Raw genomic sequence first — 19870 nt, forward strand, 5'->3', positions numbered from 1 at the left:
TGGGGAGATGACATGCCGAGGTTCCTGCGAGCCGTCGCCGTCGCCGCCGCTGTGGTGGCCGTTCCGGTGCTGGTGCCCGCCACGTCGGTGGCCGCGACCGAGTCCCGCTGCCCGCAGCTGCGGCTGGCCGAGCACTGGTACGGCGACAACGCCGCGAAGATCCAGAAGGTCATCGACGAACGCGGCCGCTGCGGCGGGAAGCACGGCGAGCGCCCGGTGGCGGTGTTCGACTGGGACAACACGGTCATCAAGAACGACATCTCCGACCAGACCGTCTTCTGGATGATCCGGCACGACAAGATCCTCCAGCCGCGGAACAAGGACTGGCGCACGACCAGCCGATACCTGACCGACGCCGGGGCGAACGCGCTCGGCAAAGCGTGCGGCACCGACACCCCGGCCGGGAAACCGCTGCCGACGAGCAAGAACGTGGCCTGCGCCGACGAACTCCTTTCCGTGCGGAAAAACGCGAAGACCACCACCGGCGAAGAGGTCTTCGCCGGAAACAACCGGCGCTACATGGAGGCGGCCTACGCCTGGGTCGCGCAGATCAACGCGGGATACCGTCCGGACGAGGTCCGCGCGATCGCCCGGCAGGCCAGGGCCGCGGCGCTGTCGGCACCGGTCGGAGCGACCCAGAAGGTCGGTTCGAGCACTCAGGTCGCGTGGATCCGCTACTACCCGGAGATCAAGGACCTGATCGCGACGCTGACCAGGGCGGGGTTCTCGACCTGGGTCGTTTCCGCCTCGCCCAAGGAGTTCGCGGACGTCTGGGGGTCGGCGGTCGGCGTCCCGCCCAGCCGCACCCTCGGGATCTACTCGCTCACCACGAACGGCCGGATCAACGGGCACCTCGAAGGCTGCGGCGGACACGCGGACGGCGCCGACGAGATCATGACCTACATCGACGGAAAGCGTTGCTTCATCAACGAGCGGATCCTCGGGATCCGCGGCCCGGAAGCGATGGAAGCGGCACCGGAGACCAAGCGGCAGGCACTCGCCGGCGGCGACGCGACCACCGACGTCACCATGCTGCGCGACGCCACCGGAGTCCGCGTCACGCTCAACCGCAACAAGGACGAGCTGATGTGCCGCGCCTACGACAACGCGGACGGCAAGTGGGCGGTGAACCCGATGTTCATCGAGCCCTTCCCGGCGTTGAACCGCACCTACCCGTGCTCGACGACGGCGTACGAGAACGCCGACGGCACACACGGCCCGGTGCTGCGCGACGACGGCACGGTCATCCCCGATCAGCGTGACACCGTGCACCCCTGAGCGTGTTCACGATGCGTGACCCTCGGTCGTCCCGCTGCTACCGTGGCGTTCTTGGCTGAATGAGGGGGAGGCCGTGGTCGATCTTTTGCAGGTCGTCGTGGACGAAGCCGCGAAGGCGGCCGCGACCTCGGCGGTGGGGGCCGTCTCCACGGCGAGCCGGAACGTGGTTTCGCTGCTCAAGGAAAGGCTCGGCACGACCAAGTCCGGCAAGGACGCGCTGAGCCGCCGGGCCATCGCCGCCGCCCGTGCCGACAAGGAATGGGCTGATCGCCTGATCGAGGCGGTTTCCGTACTCCATGAGGAAAACGCTTCGACGGCGACGGCGGGAATCGAGAATTTCCGCAACCACCTCGCCATCCTCGCCGATCCCCCGAGGACGGGGCTGAAGCTGATCGTCGGGGCGGCGGGTTCGGGTAAAACCGAACTCGCCCGCCAGCTCGCCGACCGGGTCCAGGAAGACTTCCCGTCGGGCCGGATCGAGGTACCACTCGCCCGCTATCGCGACGGCGACGAATTCGACCCCGCCGCCGTGAAACGGTATGTGCTCCGGGAGTTCGGGATTCCCCACGGCGAGATCCCGGTCGACGACGAGCAACTGGACCGGCAGTTTCTGGCCGTGCTGGTCACCAGGTCGTTCGTGGTCATCCTGGACGACGTCGAACTCGCCGCCGAGCTGGCCTTGTTCGCCAGGTTCCGCACCAGCCTGGTGTTGGCGACGGCGTCGGTGTACAGCCGCGAACTCAAGACCTGCGACCCCGCGGCCATCGAACTGCGAGGACTCGACGTCGAGGGCGCGCGTGAGCTGCTCGCGGACTTCTGCGGCAAGGTCCGGCTGACGGACGAACCGGTCGAGACCGACCGGTTGCTCGACCTCTGCGATCGGATGCCGCTCGCCCTCCGCGAGGTCGGCGTCACCCTCGCCGGTCGCGCCGGGGAAGCGCGGCCGGTGGCGGCGTTGCTCGACGAGTACCGCGATACGGGTGTCGTAGACGTCGAAGGGGTCATTCGGGATTCCTTGCGGCGCACGTTCGCGCGGCTTTCGGACGCGGCCGTCGAGGCCTGTGCCGTGCTGGCCGAGCATCCTGGCGGCTTCTTCACCCGGGCCACCGCGACGGCGATGACCGGCGACGCGAAGGTCGTCGACGAACTGATCGCCGCGCAGCTGACCTACCAGGCCGGCGATTGGTATTCGCTCACGATCCTGGCGGGGCAGTACGCACGCACGCTGCCCGCGGATCGGGGCGCGGCCTTCGATCGCTTGCTCACCTATGTTCGCGAGAAGGCGGTCGCGGCCGATTTTCGCGAGAACAGCAAGCGCCTGCGCACCTACGTCGTTCCGTCCAAGCGGGACTGGGACCTGCGGGTCGATCACATCGACTGGCTGGAGTGGCACCGGTCGCTGATCGGTGAGCTGGTGAAACTCGCCTGTCTGCGCCGCCGCTACAAGGAGACCTTGCAGCTGGCCGGAGCCTTCGAAGCGCTGGTGAACAAGCGTGGTCACTGGCGTGAATTCATCGACATCAGTGACTGGGCCGTGAAGGCCGTCGAAGCGGACGAGGACGCGAAGCCCGCGCAACTCGCGCGGGCATTGATGATGCGGGGCAAGGCCCGCTACCTCGCGCGTTGGTTCCCCGCCGCACTGGAGGATCTCGACAGGGCGGCGAAGATCCTGTCCGGTCCGGCGGCGGGGTTCGCGGAGAACCGATGGCGCAAGCTTCAGGCGTCGCTGGCGGAGTTCCGAGGTCGTTTTCACGAAGAACGCGCGGAACTGCTCGTCCACCGAAAGGCCGGGGGAGCGGAAATCAAGCGGGAACTCGCGGAAGCCGAACGGCACCTCCGGTTGGCGTGTGCCATCAGCACGGAACTCGCCGACGGCCCGGCTCTCGCCATCCACCCCCGGATGCTCGCGAACGTCCTGGTCAAACTCGGCGAACCGGCTGAGGCGATCGCCGTCCTCGGCACGATGACCGCCGCCGGACGCAACCACGCCCGGGTCGAGATGGTCTACGCCAACGCGTATCTGGCTCTCGGTGACCTCGCCGGGGCGCGAGCGCGCTTCGGCTCCGCGTGGGATCAACTGGCCGCCCAGCGAGCCACCCAGTACGTCTGGGAACTCAGGGAACTCCAGGCACGGCTCATGACCGCCGAAGGTGACCCCGGCGCGATCGACGTCTGGGGACGGCTCGCTTACGACGCCACCCAGCTCGGGCATCCGCGAGCCGACCGGTACTTCAGCGCACTCGAATCGTCACCGGGCGATCGCCGATCTTGACGACTTCGGTCGGGGACAACCGGTCGAGGTAAGCGAGCGAGGCGGCGATCAACGGGTCGATCGAGCGGTCCGTCAGGGTCAGCTCCCGCTGGACACCGTCACGGGTACGGACAAGGCAGGTACTTCTGCCGACCGTCGCCGCGGCCACCGCGGCGTCCGGCCACTGGTGGAGAATTTCCTCCGACCACAAAGGAAAACGTTCGCGGTCCGATTCTTCGAGTCCGATGTAGACGATCGAAGCACTGGACAGTTGCCGCAATGTCGCCCGGGTTTCGTGCGCCACCAGGTGTTTGCCCGCCAGATCGTGCCGTCGGCCGGTACTCGGGAACCGCACGATCCTCGTGGCGGCCCCGGCCGCCTCCGCGCCGACGACGAAGATGGCGACCTCCTGCGGCTCGACGTCAGGCACCTCGTGGGGTGGGAACGACGCTTCGGTGGCAGGTTCGGGAAGATTCATCAACCGATACAGCTGCGGCCGTAGCAGTCCGGCCGACATGTCCGGTGCGCCGACGGCCTGTTTGACGATGGCGGCGTGATCGCCGGGGCTGTGCCGGTGGATCGCGAGCTCGATCTGCGGCCCCAGCGCGGCGTCCGGATCGAGTCGCGCGGTCTGCGCGGCGAGCGCTTCGATGGGCGAACCGGGAACCATGGTTTCCCCACCGTCGCCGATCAGGAGCAACGGCCGGTCCACCGCGGCGGCGTACAGCGCCAACGAACCGAAATCGGAGATCACACACGAAGCCGCGGTGAGCGCGGCCTGCCAGCCGGCCTCCGGGGGAAGTACGCGAAGCCCCGCTTGCCGTGCCTCGGAGAGCCACGCGTCGACCTGCCAAGGGCTGTGGGCCGCGGTGATCCCCGGATGGAGCACGGCGCAGCAGCGGTATTCGTCGTATTCCAGTTCGGAGACCAGCCGCAGCGGGAGATCGGGCACGGTCCCGAGGAGGGAACCGGGCCCCCAGGTGGAGGCGATGACGACCAAGGTGTGGCCGGGAGCGCCGAAGGCCGCGCGATACGCGGGAGCACGATGGATTCCCGCGCGCAGGCGGTCGTGGCACGGGTCGCCGACCATCACCGCCCGTCCCGCCGCTTCCGAGCCCGCTTGCCGCAGGTGGGCGCGCTGCTCGGGGTGGGAGAGCGCGACCATGGCCGGCACGACCCGGCCGTCGCGCACGAGCCGGGCGGGGTTCATGCCGGCGACCGTCCGGCTCCGCGGGTAGTACTTCTGGAACCCGATTCCGTGCGGCACCAGTACGATCGGGGCGTCGAAAAGGTGCAGGTCGTCGTTCTCGCTCGCGGCGATCACCAGGTCGAAGCGGCTTTCGATGGCTTGCCGCCACGGAACCACCGAGGCGCGCAGCTTGCCGAGATATTCGGGCACACCGGCGCTGAAGATCGCGGTGCTGTCCGCGTCGTAGGTGAAGACGAGCTGGACGCGGTGATCGTTTTCGATCAACGACAGGATGTCCAGCAACCTGGTCAGCGTCGTGACCGTGCGGACGACGACCAGGACCTTCCGCTCGACCCCGATGGTGAGCCACTGGTCGAACGCCGGGTCGACCGGGACTTTCGCCCAAAACGACGGGGAGGGGGTACCTTTTTCGCGCACTACCTGTCCCGGCGCGCGATCCATGCCGCGGCCTGCGTGCGGCGCTGCATGCCGAGCTTCGCGAGGACGGACGTCACGTAGTTCTTCACCGTCTTCTCGGCGAGGAACAGGCGCTCCGCGATCTCGCGATTGGACATGCCCTGCCCGATCAGGTCCAGCACCTCGCGCTCGCGTTCGGTGAGCGAGCCCAGTTCGTCCTCCGGCGGGTGCCGCAGCTTGTCCAGCACGCGCGCCGTCGACAGCGGGTCGAGCAGCGAACGACCCGCCGCCACCTCGCGGACCGCGTTGACGACGTCCTGGCCGCGGACCTGTTTCAGCAGGTACCCGGCAGCGCCGGCCATGATCGCGCCGACCATGGCCTCCTCGTCGTCGAACGCGGTCAGCATCAGGCACTGCGGCGGGTTCGGCTTCGAACGCAGCTCGCGGCAGAGCGCGATGCCATCGCCGTCGCCGAGCCGCACGTCGACCACCGCGACGTCCGGCTCCACGTGCATCGCCACGGCGAGGGCTTCGTCGACCCCGCTCGCCTCGGCGACGACCTCGATGTCGGGCTCGTCGGTGAGGAGGTCGCGCAGACCACGCCTCACCACCTCGTGGTCGTCGATGAGCAGCACCTGGATCGGCATACCCCCACGTTACTTCGCGGCGGCCCAGTAAATCGCCTTGGCCACCTGCGAGTACAAGCCCTTCGGGTGATCGCGGAACAGCGGTTCGGTGCCGAACAGGACCACGTTCCCGCCGAACGATGAAGTGCCCGAGACGACGGCTGCCTGGCCCGCCGCGTGCCGAGGTCCTCCCGTACCGTCGTCCCGGGTCCGCCAATGCCCCGCGACCAGGGGATTCCCGCTCGCGTAGCGCTGCTCGACAGTGACCGACGAGCCGAGATCGGTGAACCAGAACGGCCCGTAGACGAACGAGTCCGGCAACGCGCCCGAGCCGACCGGGCCGGTCCCGTTGACGACCGAAACCACGCCGTTCCCGTCCTCCCAGCCGGCCACCGGGCGCGCGGCGAGAAGTCCGACGTCGGTGTTGAAGCGCGCGCCTGTCGCGCCGCGGGTGACGACGCCACCGCGAGTGAGGAAGGCACGTAGAGCGTCCTTCGCCGCCGGGTTGAGGTCGGTGTAGCGCAGCCCCGAAGACACGAACAACAGGTCGATCCGCGACCAGTCGAAGCCGGCGTTGAGGACCGCCGCCGACACCGGCCGGACGTCGAAGCCCATGTCCCGCAACGCCTTCAGCTCGTCCGGGCCGACGGCGCCCGCGATCGTCTTGCGGCCGAGCGGGGTCACCGCACCGCTCGCCTCGGTGAACCGGACGCCGTAGCGGTCCGCCACCTCGGCGGCGGCCGGGCGCGCCGAGGCGGGGACGACGATCGTGCCGTCGGCCGCGCGGCCCAGTGCGATACCCCGGTTCAGCAGGTCGTTGACGGCGCTGACGTCCTTGCCGTCGACGAGCTTCAGCGCGAGGTCACGCCCGGGAGCGGCGTCGATGCCGCCGGTGGGCGACGCCGCGGCGACGTCGTGCGCCCGGACGTCGAGCCTGCCCTGGCGGACGATGTCGACCGACGCGCCCCACAGCAGCCGGTGGCTCCAGCCGGAGATGTCGTACATGACCGGCACCTTCGCCGAGATGTCGCTGCCCTGTTCCAGCATCACGTTCGCCAGGCCACGCTTCGGCTGGTGCATGTCCACCAGGTACGAACCGGCCGGATAGCGCCGCCCGGCCAGGCTGAACGGACGATCGGCCTGTTCGACCCGGACGTCGTTGGCCACCAGATGGTCGACGAGCCGGGAAGCGGCGACGGCCGAGCGCTGGTCGGCGCCGGTGGGGATGACGTAGGCGCGCGGGAACTCCGTTCGGTAGCGGTCTTCCGGCCCGAAGCCCGGCACGAACCCGTCGGGGATCTCGCGTTGCGCCTCGCCCGCGCCGCCGCGGCGGAACATCTCGATCTGGTTCGCGATCAGCTCACCGCGGTTGCGGTCGACGTAGGCCAGCGTGCTGCCGATGGTGGCCTCGACGACCTCGGTGTTGATCACCGCGCGCCGCTGGAGTTCCGCCACGGGCCGCGTTTCGTAGTCCGCGTTGTTGACCCGCATCGGGATCTCGATCGTGAACGACACCGCGCCGTGGTACATCGCGTACTGGGCGGTGTAGATCGGCGCCCAGCCGTCCCAGCTGCCGGGTTCGTAGTCGCGGAACGGGATCTCCGGCTTCGCCGTCTCCGGCCGCCCGAGTGCCTTGACCGCCTGCTCCATGCCGAGACCGTTGGCGTATCCGTGCTTGAGGTAGAGATCGAAGTCGTAGTTCTGGCCGTGCGGCGGCGTGGTCGGCTCGATGAGCGTGTTCTCGACGTAGCCGTGTTCGTCCAGCATCATCAGCGGCTGCTTGCCGATCGCGATCCCGCGCATGGCCCGCACTTCCGGCTGCGACGCGGTGACGAAGTCGCGGTTGGGATCGAAACCCTGCGACGTCTGCCGCGTGCCGGCGACCCGGCCGTCCGGATTGGCCGTGACGTTGAAGTAGAAGCGGTTCCGTTTCAGCAGCTCGGTCGTCTTGGGATCGTTCGACGTCGCCAGCTTCTCGATGACGCGCAGCGCGCCGTCCGTGCCTTCCCATTCGTTGCCGTGGATGTTGTTGTTGATCCACACCGGCGCCTTGTAACCGTGGCGCAGGAACGGGTCGCGGGCGGCACGGGCCGGGTCGTTCTCGATCAGCGACCGCCACGCGTCCTGCCGTCGTGTCTGCTGAGGGCTCTCCGGCGCGGTGAGCGTCACCAGGTAGAGGTCGCGGCCGAGGCCGGACTGCCCGGCGATTTCGACGGAGATCCGGTCGCTGCGCGCCTGCAAGGCGTTCAGTTTCGGCGCGATCGCGTGATACGGCGCGAGGCCGAGCTTGATCGACTTGTCGCCCGGGTTCTCCGGGTAGACCCGCAGGGTGGTCTTGCGCGGATAACCGGAACGGTCGCCCGCGACGTTCTCGCCCGCCGCGGCCCGCGCGGTGCTCATCGGCGGGTCGGTCGCGGCGATCTCGTTGCGGTCCGGCCCGTTGCCGGGGTCCCGATGCGTCGTCGGCGGCGGTGCGGCGTACGCGGGCGCGGCGACCGCGCTCAGGGACAGCATCAGTGCCAGAACCACGGTGCGAGCCGAACGCGACAAGGGCCACCTCCAGAGACGTCGGCACAGTCTTTCGACCCGCTAAAGACGTCACAAGAGCCGAAAGGCGGCTAATCGGGCGCCGGGAAGCGATGCTCGTTCCGGTCGATCTTGGCGTTGGCCGCCTCGATCAGGTCGACGCCGAGACTGTTCGCCAGCTGGAGGAGATACAGCGTGACGTCGGCGATTTCGTCGACGACGTTGTGCGCCAGTTCCGGGTCGGAGCGCCACTTCTCGGACTCTTCCGGCGTGAGCCACTGGAACAGCGAGGTCAGTTCGCCGACCTCGCCGGACAGGGCCATGACCAGGTTCTTCGGGGTGTGGAACGGTTCCCAGGCCCGTGCGGCGGCGAAGTCGCGGAGGCGCTGGTTGAGGTCGTCGAGTGTCACGTGCTGTGCCTACCAGATCGTCACGGTGCGCCAACGGCCGTATGGCGGACGAGCGAGCCATCCAGATCCGTGACGACGCCGAAAGCGGAGCCGTCACCATGGTCGAAGCGAGCCGAGAGTAGCCATCAGATTTACCGGAAGCTGGTCGGCAATCGTCCGGCGGCTCCCCATCTCGATCCTCCGCTGCCCGGCCCGCCTCACCACCGCGCTTTCGGAGTCTTCGGGCTGGTCACACCGTGTACCCGAGTACTCCGAAAAGAGCACGCTGTTGGCCCACACGCGTCGGCGAACCGGTCGGGCAGACTTGTCCGGGTGAGTTCGACGACGGATCTGCGCCCCTACCTGCGCACCTTGGACGCGGAGACGCTGGCGGACCTGCTTCATGCCCACGCCGAGCGTGACCCTGTGTTACGACAGGCCCTGGAGAACCGCTTCATCACCCAAGGGAGTGATCTCGCCGAGGCGCACCGTCTCCTCGACACCGCTGTGACGGCGGGGAACGTCGAGTACGCGGCGAAGGTCGGTTCGGTTCTCGACACGCTTCAGCGGCTTCTCGACGCCGGGAGCCGGGCCGATCTGGCCCCGCTCGCCCGTCGGACCGTGGACGACATCAGCGAGATGCTGGAGCAGATCGACGACGCCTCTGGCGAGGTCGCGGACCGGCTGGACCGGGCCGTGGAGCTGTACGCGCGGGCCTGCGTCGCGCGCCCGCCGGATCCGGAGAGCCTGGCCGACTGGATTCTCGAAGTGGAGTTCGACGGGCCGGGCTGGCCGGCCATCGAACTGCCCGACTTCGCCTCCGCCTTGGGGGAAAAGGGGATCGCGCGAATTAAGTCCACAGTAGACAGAGTGCTGGCGGAGCAGCCGTCCGGCGCCAAGCGCGAGACGGCCGAGCGGTTGCGCGAGGAACTGGCGGAGGTGTCCGGCGACGTCGACGCGCTCGTCGCGATCCTCGCCGCCAAGCCACCGCGGGTCGACGTCAGCCTCAAGATCGTGCGTGTGCTGCGCGCGGCGGGACGGCACAGCGAGGCCATCGCGCACGCGGCGCGGGCGCTCACGCATGACAAGCATGACAAGAAGGAAGCGGTACCTCCGGTCGAAGAGCCGATTCCCTTGTCTCGCAAGGCATTCGACGAGAGTCCCACCAGTACGACGTATCTCGCGCTGCGCGAAGAGGCACTGGAAGCGGGGAGATGGGTCGCGCAGCGGAAGACCGCGCTGGCCCGGTTGCGTGAACTCGCCGCCGAGGGCACGGAAGCCGCCGACGAACTCGTCCGTGCGCTGCTCGGCGAGGATCGCGCGGACGAAGCCTGGCGGGCGGCAGTGCGTTTCGAAGCGTCTTTGCCGGTGCGCGTCGAACTCGCGGATTCGCGTTCCGTCGCCCATCCCGCCGAAACGATTCCCGTCTACCGGGACCATGTCGAAGAATTGATCACGCACAAGGACCCGACGTCCTACCGTGAGGCCGCCCGGCAACTGCGCAAACTTCGCACGGTGCACAAAAAGGCCGGTACAGCTGAAGAATTCAGCTCGTACCTCGCCACATTGGTGGAAATACACAAACGGAAGACGCGGCTGATCGCCGAGATCAAGGCGGCGAGAATCGCGATTCCCAAAACGGTCAAGGCGTAACCGCGGCCGTCACCGGTCGTTGTTCGGAGTGAACCGAGGAAACCCGGCGAAGTCGCGGTGGTCCTGAACCGGTGTCCGCCCGCGCCCTCCCCGCGACCTGGACCTCCGTTTCGCGCCCGGGACCACCGCGACGAGCCGGTTCGGGTCCGCGTGAAAACATGTGTTTCATGAGTCCGGTGAGTCGTGCCCGCAAGAAGGCAGCCCAGCCCGCCACTCCGAGTGTGACGGGCCTCTTCAAGGACGTCCTCCGGGACTTCTCGACCCTCGGCGCCGAACCCGAGGTGCTCGATGTCGAACTGCTGACCTCCGAGGTGCTCGGCCAGTGGTGGGAGATCGAGCTCGAAGAGGGTGAACAGCCGCTGGGCCTGGAGCTCATCGCCTTCGCGGAGCGGAAGATCACCCCCGCCGCGGCGGCGCTGCTCGCCGGCCTGAAGGTCTTCGCCGAGACCGAGGAGGAACGCGAGGCGGCCGCCTCGGCGCTGAACACCGTGCTGGGCCGCGGGATCCCGGAGCCGGAGTGGGTGGCGGACCTGGCCGCGGTGACCGTGGGGGACTGCTGGCGGACCGGTGACGTCTTCGGTGACGAGTCCTCCCTGCTCTGTGTGTTCTCCCGCGGCGGCGTCGAGCACGGTCTGCTCGCGCTGGTCGACTTCACCGAGGGCGGCCGCATCCGCGACGTCGTCGTGGTCGACAAGCCGCAGGAAGTGCTGGCCGAGATGCGGCAACAGGCCGCCGACGACCCGGAACTGGTCACGCTGGAGCGGGTGCTGCCCGAGCGCGCCCACCAGCTGCTCGCGGACGGGCTGGCCGCGACGGACGTCGTCGAGGAGCCCGACGTCAGCGAGGATTACGCACGGTTCCACGCGCTCGCGCTGGCCTGGATCCGGAACCTCCCCGTTCCCGAACCCTCGCCCGAGATCACCGAATGGCCCGAGCAGGTGCGCGAAGAGGTCGTCGCCGACTTCATCGGTTCCGGGCTCGTGGAGGACACCGAAGCGACGCGGTTCTACGCGCGCCTGCTCGTCGACTACGGCTGCGAGACCGAGCCGGGCAGCCCACTGCGCGTCGGGCCCGAGAAGCTCGCGCGGTTTCTCGAGTCCCTGCTGGACGGCGAGTTCGAGGTCGACGAGGCGTATGAGGACGCGCTGGAGCCCGCACTGCTCGGCTGGGTCACCTGGGCCGCCGACCGCGCCGGTCTCCCCGAAGCCGCCCGCGTGACGCTGCTGGAAAGCGCCACGGAGTTCCTTGAGGAGTTCTCGCAGGAAGACGACTCCACCCTCGATGTCTATTTCGATGGTTCCGAGGGGATCGAAGACCCGGAGGAACTCGCGGAGGCCCTCCAGCGCCGCATGTTCGCCGTCCCCACGGTTTACACGGAGATCGGCGACGAGGAGCTGGAACTCGAGCCCGCCGACCCCGAACAACGCCGTCTGCTGGTCATCGGCGAGCACCCCGAGTATCACGAGGCCCTGGCCGAGGAGACCTTCGACGGCGAGCCGAGGTTGCGGCTGGCGCTCAAGACCACGATCGTCGACCAGCTCTGGGCCGACGAGCCCGCCGAGGTCTGGCAAGCCGTTCGCCGGCTGCGCGAGAGCGGCCAAGAGCGCGACGAGATCTTAGACCGGCTGATCGACGTGTTGTCCGCCCAGCTGAGCGAAGCGGGCGAACACGAGATGGACTACGACGTCGACGACTACCGGAAGGCGCTCGCCGACCTCGGCTGACGTCGCTTTTTCACCGGTCACGACCGCTCCCGCCCTTGCCCTCTCCGTCCAATCCGTCTAGTCTGTCTAGATGGAAGCAGCAACCTGGCAAGTGCAGGACGCCAAGCAGCGGCTGAGCGAGCTGTTGCGCCGGGCCGCGGCCGAGGGACCGCAGTTCGTCACGAAACACGGGGAGGAGGTCGCCGTGGTGCTGGACATCGTGGACTACCGCAGGCTGGCCGGAGGCGGTGAAGCCGTCGATTTCAAACTCGTGCTTTCCGGCGAGCAGCACCATCCCGAATACGGGGAGGCACTGGCCGACGTGCTGGAGGAGATCGCCGCCGAGCGCGCGGAGGATCTGCCGAGAGCTGCCGCGGAGGTGAGCGGGTGAGCTTTCTGCTGGACACGAACATCGTGTCCGAGGCCCGGCGCCGCGCGAAGAACCCGGGTTTCGCCCGGTGGTGGGGCGGGGTGTCGTCGAGCAAGCTCTATCTGAGCGCGCTCACCGTCGGAGAGATCGAGAGGGGGATAACGAAACTCAGGAATCGGGGAGACCAGGACCGCGAGCGGGCGGACGCCTTGGCCGACTGGCTGGCCGGGCTCACCGCGCAGTTCTCGGAACGGATCCTTCCGGTGACCGCCGAAATCGCGGCCGAATGGGGCAGGCAGTACGCGCCGCGGAAAGTGCCGTCCATCGACGGATTGATCGCCGCGACCGCCCGGGTCCACGAGCTGACCCTGGTCACCAGGAACCTGGCCGATATGGCCGGGCTCGGCGCGCAGGTGCACAACCCCTTCGACTGAGCCGTATGGACCGAGCCGGGTTCGGCGCCCCGCGTCAGCTCAGCGGTGCCGCCGAGGTCCCTTTGCTCTCCGTGACTGCCGGCTTCTTCCAGCGGCGGTCCCCGCGGGCGTCATCGAAGTCGACGACGAAGGCGCCGGCGGCCATGGCCACCAAGAGTGCGAGACCGAGAATCGAGCCGACCCAGGTCAGGATGATCGAGAACATCATGACCCTCCTCCCTGCTCAAGGTCCTTTTGAAGACCTCTTGTTCCCCTGACACAAGGGTCACCTCGGGGGGCTGTAGCCGGTATCGGCCAACCGGTTACACGTACTGAGGGTGGATCGGCCGATCGGCCGAGGAAATCCGGGCCCTGGTCGCGGCGTGCGACCGGATGGCGTCGGCGCCTCGCCGCTGGTGCGAAGGCTGCTGCTTGTGAGGGAACGGCCGGAATTCGGCCGGGTGATCGGCTTCCGGTGAAACGATCTTGATCGTCGTCGTGAAACGCTTGCCGTGAGTAGAGATTCCGTGAGTATCCGGTTACCCAGTGTCCGTGCTCAGAGCTTGCGCAGCCGGACCCGGTTGATCGCGTGATCGGCGTCCTTGCGGAGGACGAGGGTCGCGCGGGGCCGCGTCGGCTTGATGTTCTCCATCAGGTTCGGCTCGTTGATCGTGCGCCAGAGGTGGCGTGCCTCGGCCCGTGCCTCGTCGTCCGGGAGGCCGGCGAAGTGGTGGAAGTGTGACGCAGGGTCCGCGAAGGCGGTGTGCCGCAATTTGAGGAAGCGCTCGATGTACCAGCGCTCGATGTCGGTCGTCGGCGCGTCCACGTAGATCGAGAAGTCGAACAGATCGGAGACGGTGAGGCGAGGGCCGGGCTGGAGGACGTTGAGACCCTCGAGGATCAGGATGTCGGGACGCTGAACGACCTGCTCCTCGTCGGGGAGGATGTCGTAGGCGAGGTGCGAGTACACCGGCGCGCTGACCCGCTCCGCCCCGGACTTCACCTCGGTGACGAAACGCAGCAGGGCTCGGCGGTCGTAGCTCTCCGGGAAACCCTTGCGGTGCATGATCCCGCGCCGGACGAGTTCCGCCCGCGGGTAGAGAAACCCGTCGGTGGTGACCAGGTCGACCCTGGGGTGATCCGGCCAGCGGGCGAGCAGTGTGCGCAGGATGCGCGCGGTGGTCGATTTACCGACGGCGACGCTTCCGGCGATCCCGATGATGTACGGCACCTTGGTGCCCCGACTGTCTTCACCGAGAAAGGTGGTGGTGGCTTCGTACAACCGTTGCCGGGCGGCGACCTGGAGATTGATCAGCCGGGAGAGCGGCAGATAGACCTCGGCGACCTCGGCCAGGTCGACCTGTTCGCCGAGACCACGCAGCCGCAGTAGTTCCGCGGCCGTCAGTGGCAGGGGAGTCGCCCTGCGCAGCTCGCGCCACTGCTCACGGTGCAGCTCCACGTAGGGACTGAGCTCACGGACCCGCGGCATCGCACACTCCTCGCCCGTCGCCTGCGCTGGCGCCGTACAAAACCGTGTTGACGAGTTCTCGGCGGGAAGGCGTGCCTCGAACCGGATGAAGCCGCTTTAACGGTAGGGCTTACGGCTCGTGAACGCGCTGTGATGTGATGTAGCCCGCGTCGGGGTGTTACCGTCCGTTACGGGTGCGGGGCGTCGAAAAGACCTCTTTCCAGGCCGCGGCGACCTGCCGGGCGCAGGTGGCGGGTGCGACACCGCCGACCCCGGTGCCGAGTCCGGGCATCGCGATCGTGTGCACCAGGTCACGGACGCGGCCCTGGTCGACGCTGCCGTCGCGCCACTGCCGGAACACGGCGCGGGCGGCCAGGTACGGGTGCACGGTGTCCCGCGGGAGACGTTCGCCGGGTTCCCGCATCGTCGGAGCGCTGATCAACCAGGCGGGTTCCGCCTCGCCGGTGGGCACGATCACCGTTTCCCCGATCGGGAGCTCCCCGCCGTGGTAGGCGAGGACGGCGCTGCGCACGTTCTGCTCGACCTCGGGGTAGGCGCGGGCGTAGACGGCGTCGATGCCACCGCGCATCCAGCCGTAGGAGTTCGCGGGGCTGACGACGGCTTGCGCGACGACGTCGAGCACCGACCCGCGGTGCACGAAGATCCGTCCGTCCACAGTGTCCGCGACGGTGGTCCAGGCTTGCGCGAGCAGGTCATCGACGGCACACAGCACCAGCTCGGGGGTGGGATGGTCCGGCAGGGGAGCACTAGAGGAGCCGACATCCGCGTGGCCGGTGTGCGTGCCCGATTCGGCGGTCACGCTCTAAGCATGGCAAAAAAAGCCACCCGGCGTAACCGGTTCGCGTACCGGCTGTCCGAGTGAAAGTCGCCACGCGCGGCGTGCGTAATCTGGCGAGGTGTCACGGATCGCTTACTTCGGCCCACAGGGAACCTTCACCGAACAGGCCGCACGCCGGCTCGCCCCCGGCGAGGAGCTGCTCCCGGCGGAAACCATCCCGGCGGCGTTGGCCGCGGTGCGCGCCGGGGAGGCCGACGCGGCCTGCGTCCCGATCGAGAACTCGGTGGAGGGCGCGGTCACCGCCACCCTCGACAGCCTGAGCGACGCCGAGCCGCTCGTCGCGGTGGCGGAGGTGCTGCTGCCGGTCCACTTCAGCGTGCTGACCCGGCCCGGGACGACTGAAATCCGCACCGTCGCGAGCCACCCGCACGCGCTCGCGCAGGTCCGTCACTGGGTCGAGGCGAATCTCCCCGGTGCCCACCCGGTCGCGACGTCGTCCACCGCCGCCGCCGCGGTCGCCGTCGACGCGGGCGAGTTCGACGCCGCCGTCACCGCGCCGGTCGCCGTCGAGCACTATCCGCTGGCGGTGCTGGCCACCGAGGTCGCCGACGTCCGCGACGCCAAGACCCGGTTCCTGCTGGTCCGCCCGCCCGGCGAACTCCCTTCGCCGACCGGCGCCGACCGCACGTCGATCGTCGCCGCGGCGACGAACCGCACCGGCGCGCTGGCGGAACTGCTCACCGAACTGGCCGTCCGCGGGATCAACCTGACCAAGCTGGATGCCCGTCCGACCAGGAACAACTTCGGCGAGTACCGCTTCTTCATCGACTTCGAAGGGCATGTGACCGAACCCCGGATCGGCGACGCGCTGGCCGCGTTGCGCCGCCGGTGCCGCAACGTCCGGTTCCTCGGTTCCCACCCGCGGGCGGACGGCGGCGCGACCGAAGTCGAACCGGGTGCCGCCAATGAGGACTTCACCGACGCGATCGACTGGGTCGAGTCGGTCCGGAAGGGAGCACAGGCGTGAAACTTCTCCTCGTCCGCCATGGCCAGACCGACGGCAACGTCCGGGGCGCGCTCGACACCGCCCTGCCCGGCCCGCCGCTCACCGAACTGGGCCAGGAGCAGGCCCGTGACCTCGCGACGAGGCTCGGCGCGGAGCCGATCGTCGCGGTCTACGCCTCGCAGGCGGTCCGCGCTCAGCAGACGGCCGCGCCGTTGGCCGCCAAGCTCGGCCTCGACGTCCAGGTCGTCGACGGCGTGCACGAGGTCGCCGCGGGTGACCTCGAGGGCAAGACCGACAAGGACTCGGTCGCGGTCTACATGAGCGTCGTGCGGCGGTGGACGCTCGGCGAACTCGACCCGCCGATCCCCGGCGGCGAGACCGGCGCGCAGGTGCGCGCCCGGCTGCTCGACGCGGTCGCCCGGCTGCGCGCCAAGCACGAGCAGGCCGACCCCGACGGCACGGTGGTCTTGGTGAGCCATGGTGGCGCGATCCGGCTCGGCGGGGAGTGGCTCGCCGGGAACGTCACCGCCGAGATCGCCAACCAGGGCCTCATCCCCAACACCGGCATCGTCGAACTCGTCGCGACCGAGGATGGCTGGAACTGCCTGACCTGGGCGGACGTCCCCCTCAACCGCTGAACCGCGGCTCAGGCGGTAATCCCGTTTGCCTCCACCCCCGCCGGGGAATACACCCCACGAGATCAATTAACACCTTGTGGGGAATTAACCGGGGGAGCGCAACCCCGGCACCGGACAAGACGTCTACTGATCGGTGGGTCACCCGGCTACAGGGAGGCGAATGACCATGGTTCGTTCGAAGACGATCTCCATCGGCGGTCTCATCGCGGGTACCGCAGGGCTCCTGCTGATCAGCGCGTGCGGTTCGGAAACCGCCCCGGTCGCGCAGAGTTCGTCCGCACCACCGTCCAGTTCGGCACCGGACACCTCGGCCGCGCCCAGCGTGAGCCCGTCGAGTTCCGCATCGGCACCGCAGCCCGCACAGGGCGGGGAGCCGGCGCCGAAGAACGACGGGCTGTGCAAAGCGGGAGACGTGAAACTCGCCGTCGTCGGCGGGGACGGGGCGGCGGGGACGGTGTACCGGCAGCTCGTCATCACCAACACCAGCGGACACGCGTGCACGATCCAGGGCTTCCCCGGTATCTCCTACGTGACCGGCTCGGATGGCCACCAGGTCGGTGAGGCCGCGTTCCGCGACGGCACCAAGGGCGAACCGGTCAAGTTGAACCCCGGCGAGAGCGCGTCCACCGACGTCGGTTTCGTGAACGTCCGCAACTACGACGAGGCGGTCTGCAAGCCCACCGAGACCCGAGGACTGCGGGTGTATCTGCCGCAGGAGACGGCGTCCAATTTCGTGCCGGTGCAGGGGCTCGGCTGCGCGGGGAAGATCCCGGGCAATCAGCTGACCGTCAAGACGGTCCACAAGGGATCTTGACCGGTTAAAGCTGGGTACAGAGTTGTTCGGCCTGCGCCAGATGCCGCTGGCCGGAGATCTGGTTGAAGTGCAGGCTGAACACCATCCGGCTGACCCCGTCGATGTGCTCGGCCAGCGGCCGATAGGTGTCGTTGGCGGCGGCCGCCGCCGCCGAGAGTTCGCGGGCCGCCGTCATCCGGTGGAGGATCTCGGGAGCCAGTACCGCCACGGGCCGCTGTCCGGGCGCCGAGTCGGTGGTGTCGGGGATGGTGCCGACCCTGGCCAGGGCCTGGCAAGCGTCTTGAGCGTCTTCGAGCGCTCCCGCGTTGACGCCCGAGAGCGCCCACAGCATGCCGACCACGCCGGCACCGATGACGAAACCGGCGACCGCGGTGAGTACCTGCGGGCGTCTGGAAGGTTCTGCTGTTTCCACGCCGCCCTCCGGCACCAGTGTCTGCTGCATCGCGGACCTCCCTCACCAGCTGGCGGTGATGGGCTATTTCAGCACCAAAGGGCCCGGTTTTCACCGGTCTTGGTGGAGTACCCGCGAGGCCGTGGCCGATTCGTCATCGAAGGCGCCGGGGCGTAACGAGACGAACGCGAAACCGGCTACGCCGAACAGCAGAAGCCCGGACGTCAGGAACGTCCAGGCCGGAGAACCGAGCGCGTGCGTGAGGACGCCGCCGAGCAGCGCCCCCACCGGGATCGCACCCCAGACCACGGTGCGCCACACGCCGAGGACCCGGCCGAGCAGTTCACCGGGGACGAGCGTGTGCCGCGCCGTCCCCAGCACGATGTTCACCGCGACCACGGCGGCCGCGAACAGGCCGAACAGCGCCGCTCCCGCCACCGCCGAACTCGTCAGGCCCATCCCGGCGAACGCCGCGCCGCAGCAGGCCGTGCCCCCGAGGAGGACCGTGCGACGGCTGGACGTCTTCACCAGCCTCGGGGCGATGCCCGCGCCCAGTAACCCGCCGATGCCGCCCACGAACGCGAAGAGCCCGAAGGCCGCTTCGCTGAGACCCAGATACTCGATCGCGTACAGCACCAACTGCGCCTGCGCGAGTTCGCTGACCAGGCTGATCAGCCCGGCGACCACGACCAGGCGCGACACCAGCCGGTGGTTCTTGAGCCACCGGAAACCCTCCGCCAGTTCGGCGCGTAACTCGGTCGACGCCCTTTCCGCAGGCCTCGGCCGGTAGCTTCCGGCCAGCCCCAGCAGTACGGCCGCCGCGATCGCGAAGCCCACTGAGTTGAGCAGGAACGGGAACGTCGCGAAGAGCGCGAAGGTGGCGCTGCCGACCGGCCCGCCGAGGAAGGTCTGGCCGACGATCTCGCAGGCCTGGAGCTTGCTGTTCGCGCTGTCGAGCGAACCCTTGTCGACGACCGCCGGGATGAGCACGTTCGCGGCGCTGTCGGCGACCACCTCCGCGAAGCCGATGAGCAGGGCGGCGGCGTAGACCACCCAGATCGTCACGCCGCCCGCCGCGACCAGGACGGCGGTCCCGCCGACGACCACCGCGCGGGCGCCGTTCGCGAAGATCATCGCGCGTCGCCGATCGATCCGGTCCAGTAGCGCGCCCGCCGGGAGCGCGAACAGCAGCCACGGCAGGAACTGGGTCGCCGAAAGCCCGGCGATGAGCAGCGGATCGCGGGTGAGGGTGACCGCGAGCAGCGGGAAGGCGACCTTGCCGATCCCGTCCCCGAGATTCGACGCCGCACTGGACGCGAGCAACCAGCGCAAACGCCGGTCACCTCTGCTGCGCGCCGTCGACTCGGCCATGCACGCCTCCCCAGGCATTCGCCGGCGCCGGCCGACGACAACGTGTCGAAAAGTTTAGCGGGGTTGTCGCCCAAAGTTGCTGCGTTGTTACGCCCAGTTAAGAATCCGAAGAACCGTTGGTGCCCGACGCACAAAAATCACCGACCACCCGGCCCTCGGCACGAAATCCGCCGAAAGGGAGCAAGGGACCTTTGCTATCGCCTGTGCCGCGGTTCAGCCCCAGCCGAGTTCGTGCAGCCGGGCGTCGTCGATGCCGAAATGGTGGCCGACCTCGTGGACCACCGTGATCAGTACTTCTTCGACGACGTCTTCCTCGGTGTCGCACATCTGGAGCAGCGGTCGCCGGTAGATCGAGATCCGGTCCGGCAGCACTCCGCCGTATTCGTGGGTCCGCTCCGTCAGCGCGACGCCGTGGTAGAGCCCGAGGATCGTGGGGGATTCCTCGTTGTACTCCTCCACGAGGACCACGACGTTGTCCATCGCGTCCGCGAATTCGGGCGGGAGCTCGTCCAGCGCCTCCGACACCAGTTCCTCGAACCGCTGCTGGGTCATCTCGACGGGCACGCGC

Annotated in this window: 19 protein-coding genes; 9 read left to right on the forward strand and 10 right to left on the reverse strand. The window is 68.6% G+C overall.

The window, feature by feature from the left end:
• The first annotated feature begins 12 nt into the window (after positions 1 to 12).
• Both AVL48_RS25600 and AVL48_RS25605 read left to right on the forward strand, forming a co-directional pair.
• The gene (locus AVL48_RS25600) at positions 13 to 1278 is read left to right on the forward strand and encodes an HAD family hydrolase (protein WP_061980386.1); all 1266 of its coding nucleotides are present in this window, start codon (positions 13 to 15) and stop codon (positions 1276 to 1278) included.
• Between the two features lie 73 nt (positions 1279 to 1351).
• Positions 1352 to 3550, forward strand: a complete 2199-nt coding sequence (locus AVL48_RS25605) for an AAA family ATPase (protein ID WP_061980385.1) — start codon at positions 1352 to 1354, stop codon at positions 3548 to 3550.
• On the opposite strand, the gene AVL48_RS25610 is transcribed toward AVL48_RS25605, so the two are convergent.
• The 4 genes from AVL48_RS25610 to AVL48_RS25625 all read right to left on the reverse strand — a co-directional run bounded on the left by AVL48_RS25610 (position 3510) and on the right by AVL48_RS25625 (position 8697).
• On the reverse strand, positions 3510 to 5156 hold the full coding sequence (locus AVL48_RS25610; protein ID WP_061980384.1) for a hypothetical protein: 1647 nt from the start codon (positions 5154 to 5156) through the stop codon (positions 3510 to 3512). The genes AVL48_RS25605 and AVL48_RS25610 overlap by 41 nt on opposite strands.
• Positions 5156 to 5782, reverse strand: coding sequence for a response regulator (locus AVL48_RS25615; protein ID WP_016330621.1), 627 nt, complete (start codon positions 5780 to 5782; stop codon positions 5156 to 5158). Before AVL48_RS25615 ends, AVL48_RS25610 begins: the two co-directional genes overlap by 1 nt.
• A gap of 9 nt (positions 5783 to 5791) precedes the next feature.
• Positions 5792 to 8290 carry a M14 family zinc carboxypeptidase gene (locus AVL48_RS25620; protein WP_244162527.1) on the reverse strand — a complete coding sequence of 833 codons (2499 nt, stop codon included), beginning with the start codon at positions 8288 to 8290 and terminating at the stop codon, positions 5792 to 5794.
• A gap of 89 nt (positions 8291 to 8379) precedes the next feature.
• Entirely contained in the window at positions 8380 to 8697 is a 318-nt protein-coding gene (locus AVL48_RS25625) for a nucleotide pyrophosphohydrolase (protein WP_061980383.1), read from the reverse strand.
• Positions 8698 to 9009: 312 nt separating this feature from the next.
• Here AVL48_RS25625 and AVL48_RS25630 point away from each other — a divergent pair, with 312 nt between their 5' ends.
• The 4 genes from AVL48_RS25630 (at position 9010) to AVL48_RS25645 (ending at position 12836) form a co-directional block, all read left to right on the forward strand.
• Positions 9010 to 10329: a hypothetical protein gene (locus tag AVL48_RS25630; RefSeq protein ID WP_143104620.1), complete on the forward strand. Its 1320-nt coding sequence runs from the start codon at positions 9010 to 9012 to the stop codon at positions 10327 to 10329.
• 167 nt (positions 10330 to 10496) lie between these two features.
• On the forward strand, positions 10497 to 12053 hold the full coding sequence (locus tag AVL48_RS25635; protein ID WP_061980382.1) for a DUF1841 family protein: 1557 nt from the start codon (positions 10497 to 10499) through the stop codon (positions 12051 to 12053).
• 70 nt (positions 12054 to 12123) lie between these two features.
• Positions 12124 to 12423, forward strand: coding sequence for a type II toxin-antitoxin system Phd/YefM family antitoxin (locus tag AVL48_RS25640; RefSeq protein ID WP_244162526.1), 300 nt, complete (start codon positions 12124 to 12126; stop codon positions 12421 to 12423).
• Entirely contained in the window at positions 12420 to 12836 is a 417-nt protein-coding gene (locus AVL48_RS25645) for a type II toxin-antitoxin system VapC family toxin (protein WP_061980380.1), read from the forward strand. The genes AVL48_RS25640 and AVL48_RS25645 overlap by 4 nt, the downstream gene beginning before the upstream one ends.
• A 34-nt stretch (positions 12837 to 12870) precedes the next feature.
• Here AVL48_RS25645 and AVL48_RS39185 read toward each other — a convergent pair whose 3' ends face one another.
• The 3 genes from AVL48_RS39185 to AVL48_RS25655 all read right to left on the reverse strand — a co-directional run bounded on the left by AVL48_RS39185 (position 12871) and on the right by AVL48_RS25655 (position 15103).
• Entirely contained in the window at positions 12871 to 13044 is a 174-nt protein-coding gene (locus AVL48_RS39185; RefSeq protein ID WP_156515778.1) for a hypothetical protein, read from the reverse strand.
• Positions 13045 to 13371: 327 nt separating this feature from the next.
• Positions 13372 to 14304, reverse strand: coding sequence for a type I pantothenate kinase (coaA, locus tag AVL48_RS25650; RefSeq protein WP_061980379.1), 933 nt, complete (start codon positions 14302 to 14304; stop codon positions 13372 to 13374).
• A 157-nt stretch (positions 14305 to 14461) separates the two neighbouring features.
• Positions 14462 to 15103: a macro domain-containing protein gene (locus AVL48_RS25655; RefSeq protein WP_061980378.1), complete on the reverse strand. Its 642-nt coding sequence runs from the start codon at positions 15101 to 15103 to the stop codon at positions 14462 to 14464.
• Between the two features lie 97 nt (positions 15104 to 15200).
• Between AVL48_RS25655 and pheA the strand changes: the two genes are divergently transcribed.
• The 3 genes from pheA to AVL48_RS25670 all read left to right on the forward strand — a co-directional run bounded on the left by pheA (position 15201) and on the right by AVL48_RS25670 (position 17540).
• The gene (pheA, locus tag AVL48_RS25660) at positions 15201 to 16109 is read left to right on the forward strand and encodes a prephenate dehydratase (protein ID WP_061980377.1); all 909 of its coding nucleotides are present in this window, start codon (positions 15201 to 15203) and stop codon (positions 16107 to 16109) included.
• Positions 16106 to 16726 (forward strand): histidine phosphatase family protein, encoded by a 621-nt coding sequence (locus tag AVL48_RS25665; protein WP_061980376.1) that lies wholly within the window; start codon positions 16106 to 16108, stop codon positions 16724 to 16726. Before pheA ends, AVL48_RS25665 begins: the two co-directional genes overlap by 4 nt.
• Positions 16727 to 16886: 160 nt before the next feature.
• Entirely contained in the window at positions 16887 to 17540 is a 654-nt protein-coding gene (locus tag AVL48_RS25670; protein WP_061980375.1) for a DUF4232 domain-containing protein, read from the forward strand.
• 4 nt (positions 17541 to 17544) lie between these two features.
• Here AVL48_RS25670 and AVL48_RS25675 read toward each other — a convergent pair whose 3' ends face one another.
• The 3 genes from AVL48_RS25675 to AVL48_RS25685 all read right to left on the reverse strand — a co-directional run bounded on the left by AVL48_RS25675 (position 17545) and on the right by AVL48_RS25685 (position 19866).
• On the reverse strand, positions 17545 to 17982 hold the full coding sequence (locus tag AVL48_RS25675; RefSeq protein WP_061980374.1) for a hypothetical protein: 438 nt from the start codon (positions 17980 to 17982) through the stop codon (positions 17545 to 17547).
• Positions 17983 to 18042: 60 nt separating this feature from the next.
• The gene (locus tag AVL48_RS25680; RefSeq protein WP_061980373.1) at positions 18043 to 19302 is read right to left on the reverse strand and encodes an MFS transporter; all 1260 of its coding nucleotides are present in this window, start codon (positions 19300 to 19302) and stop codon (positions 18043 to 18045) included.
• A gap of 213 nt (positions 19303 to 19515) precedes the next feature.
• Positions 19516 to 19866, reverse strand: coding sequence for a metallopeptidase family protein (locus tag AVL48_RS25685; protein WP_061980372.1), 351 nt, complete (start codon positions 19864 to 19866; stop codon positions 19516 to 19518).
• Between the last annotated feature and the right edge of the window lie 4 nt (positions 19867 to 19870).

Source organism: Amycolatopsis regifaucium, assembly GCF_001613935.1.
Lineage (GTDB): Bacteria > Actinomycetota > Actinomycetes > Mycobacteriales > Pseudonocardiaceae > Amycolatopsis > Amycolatopsis regifaucium.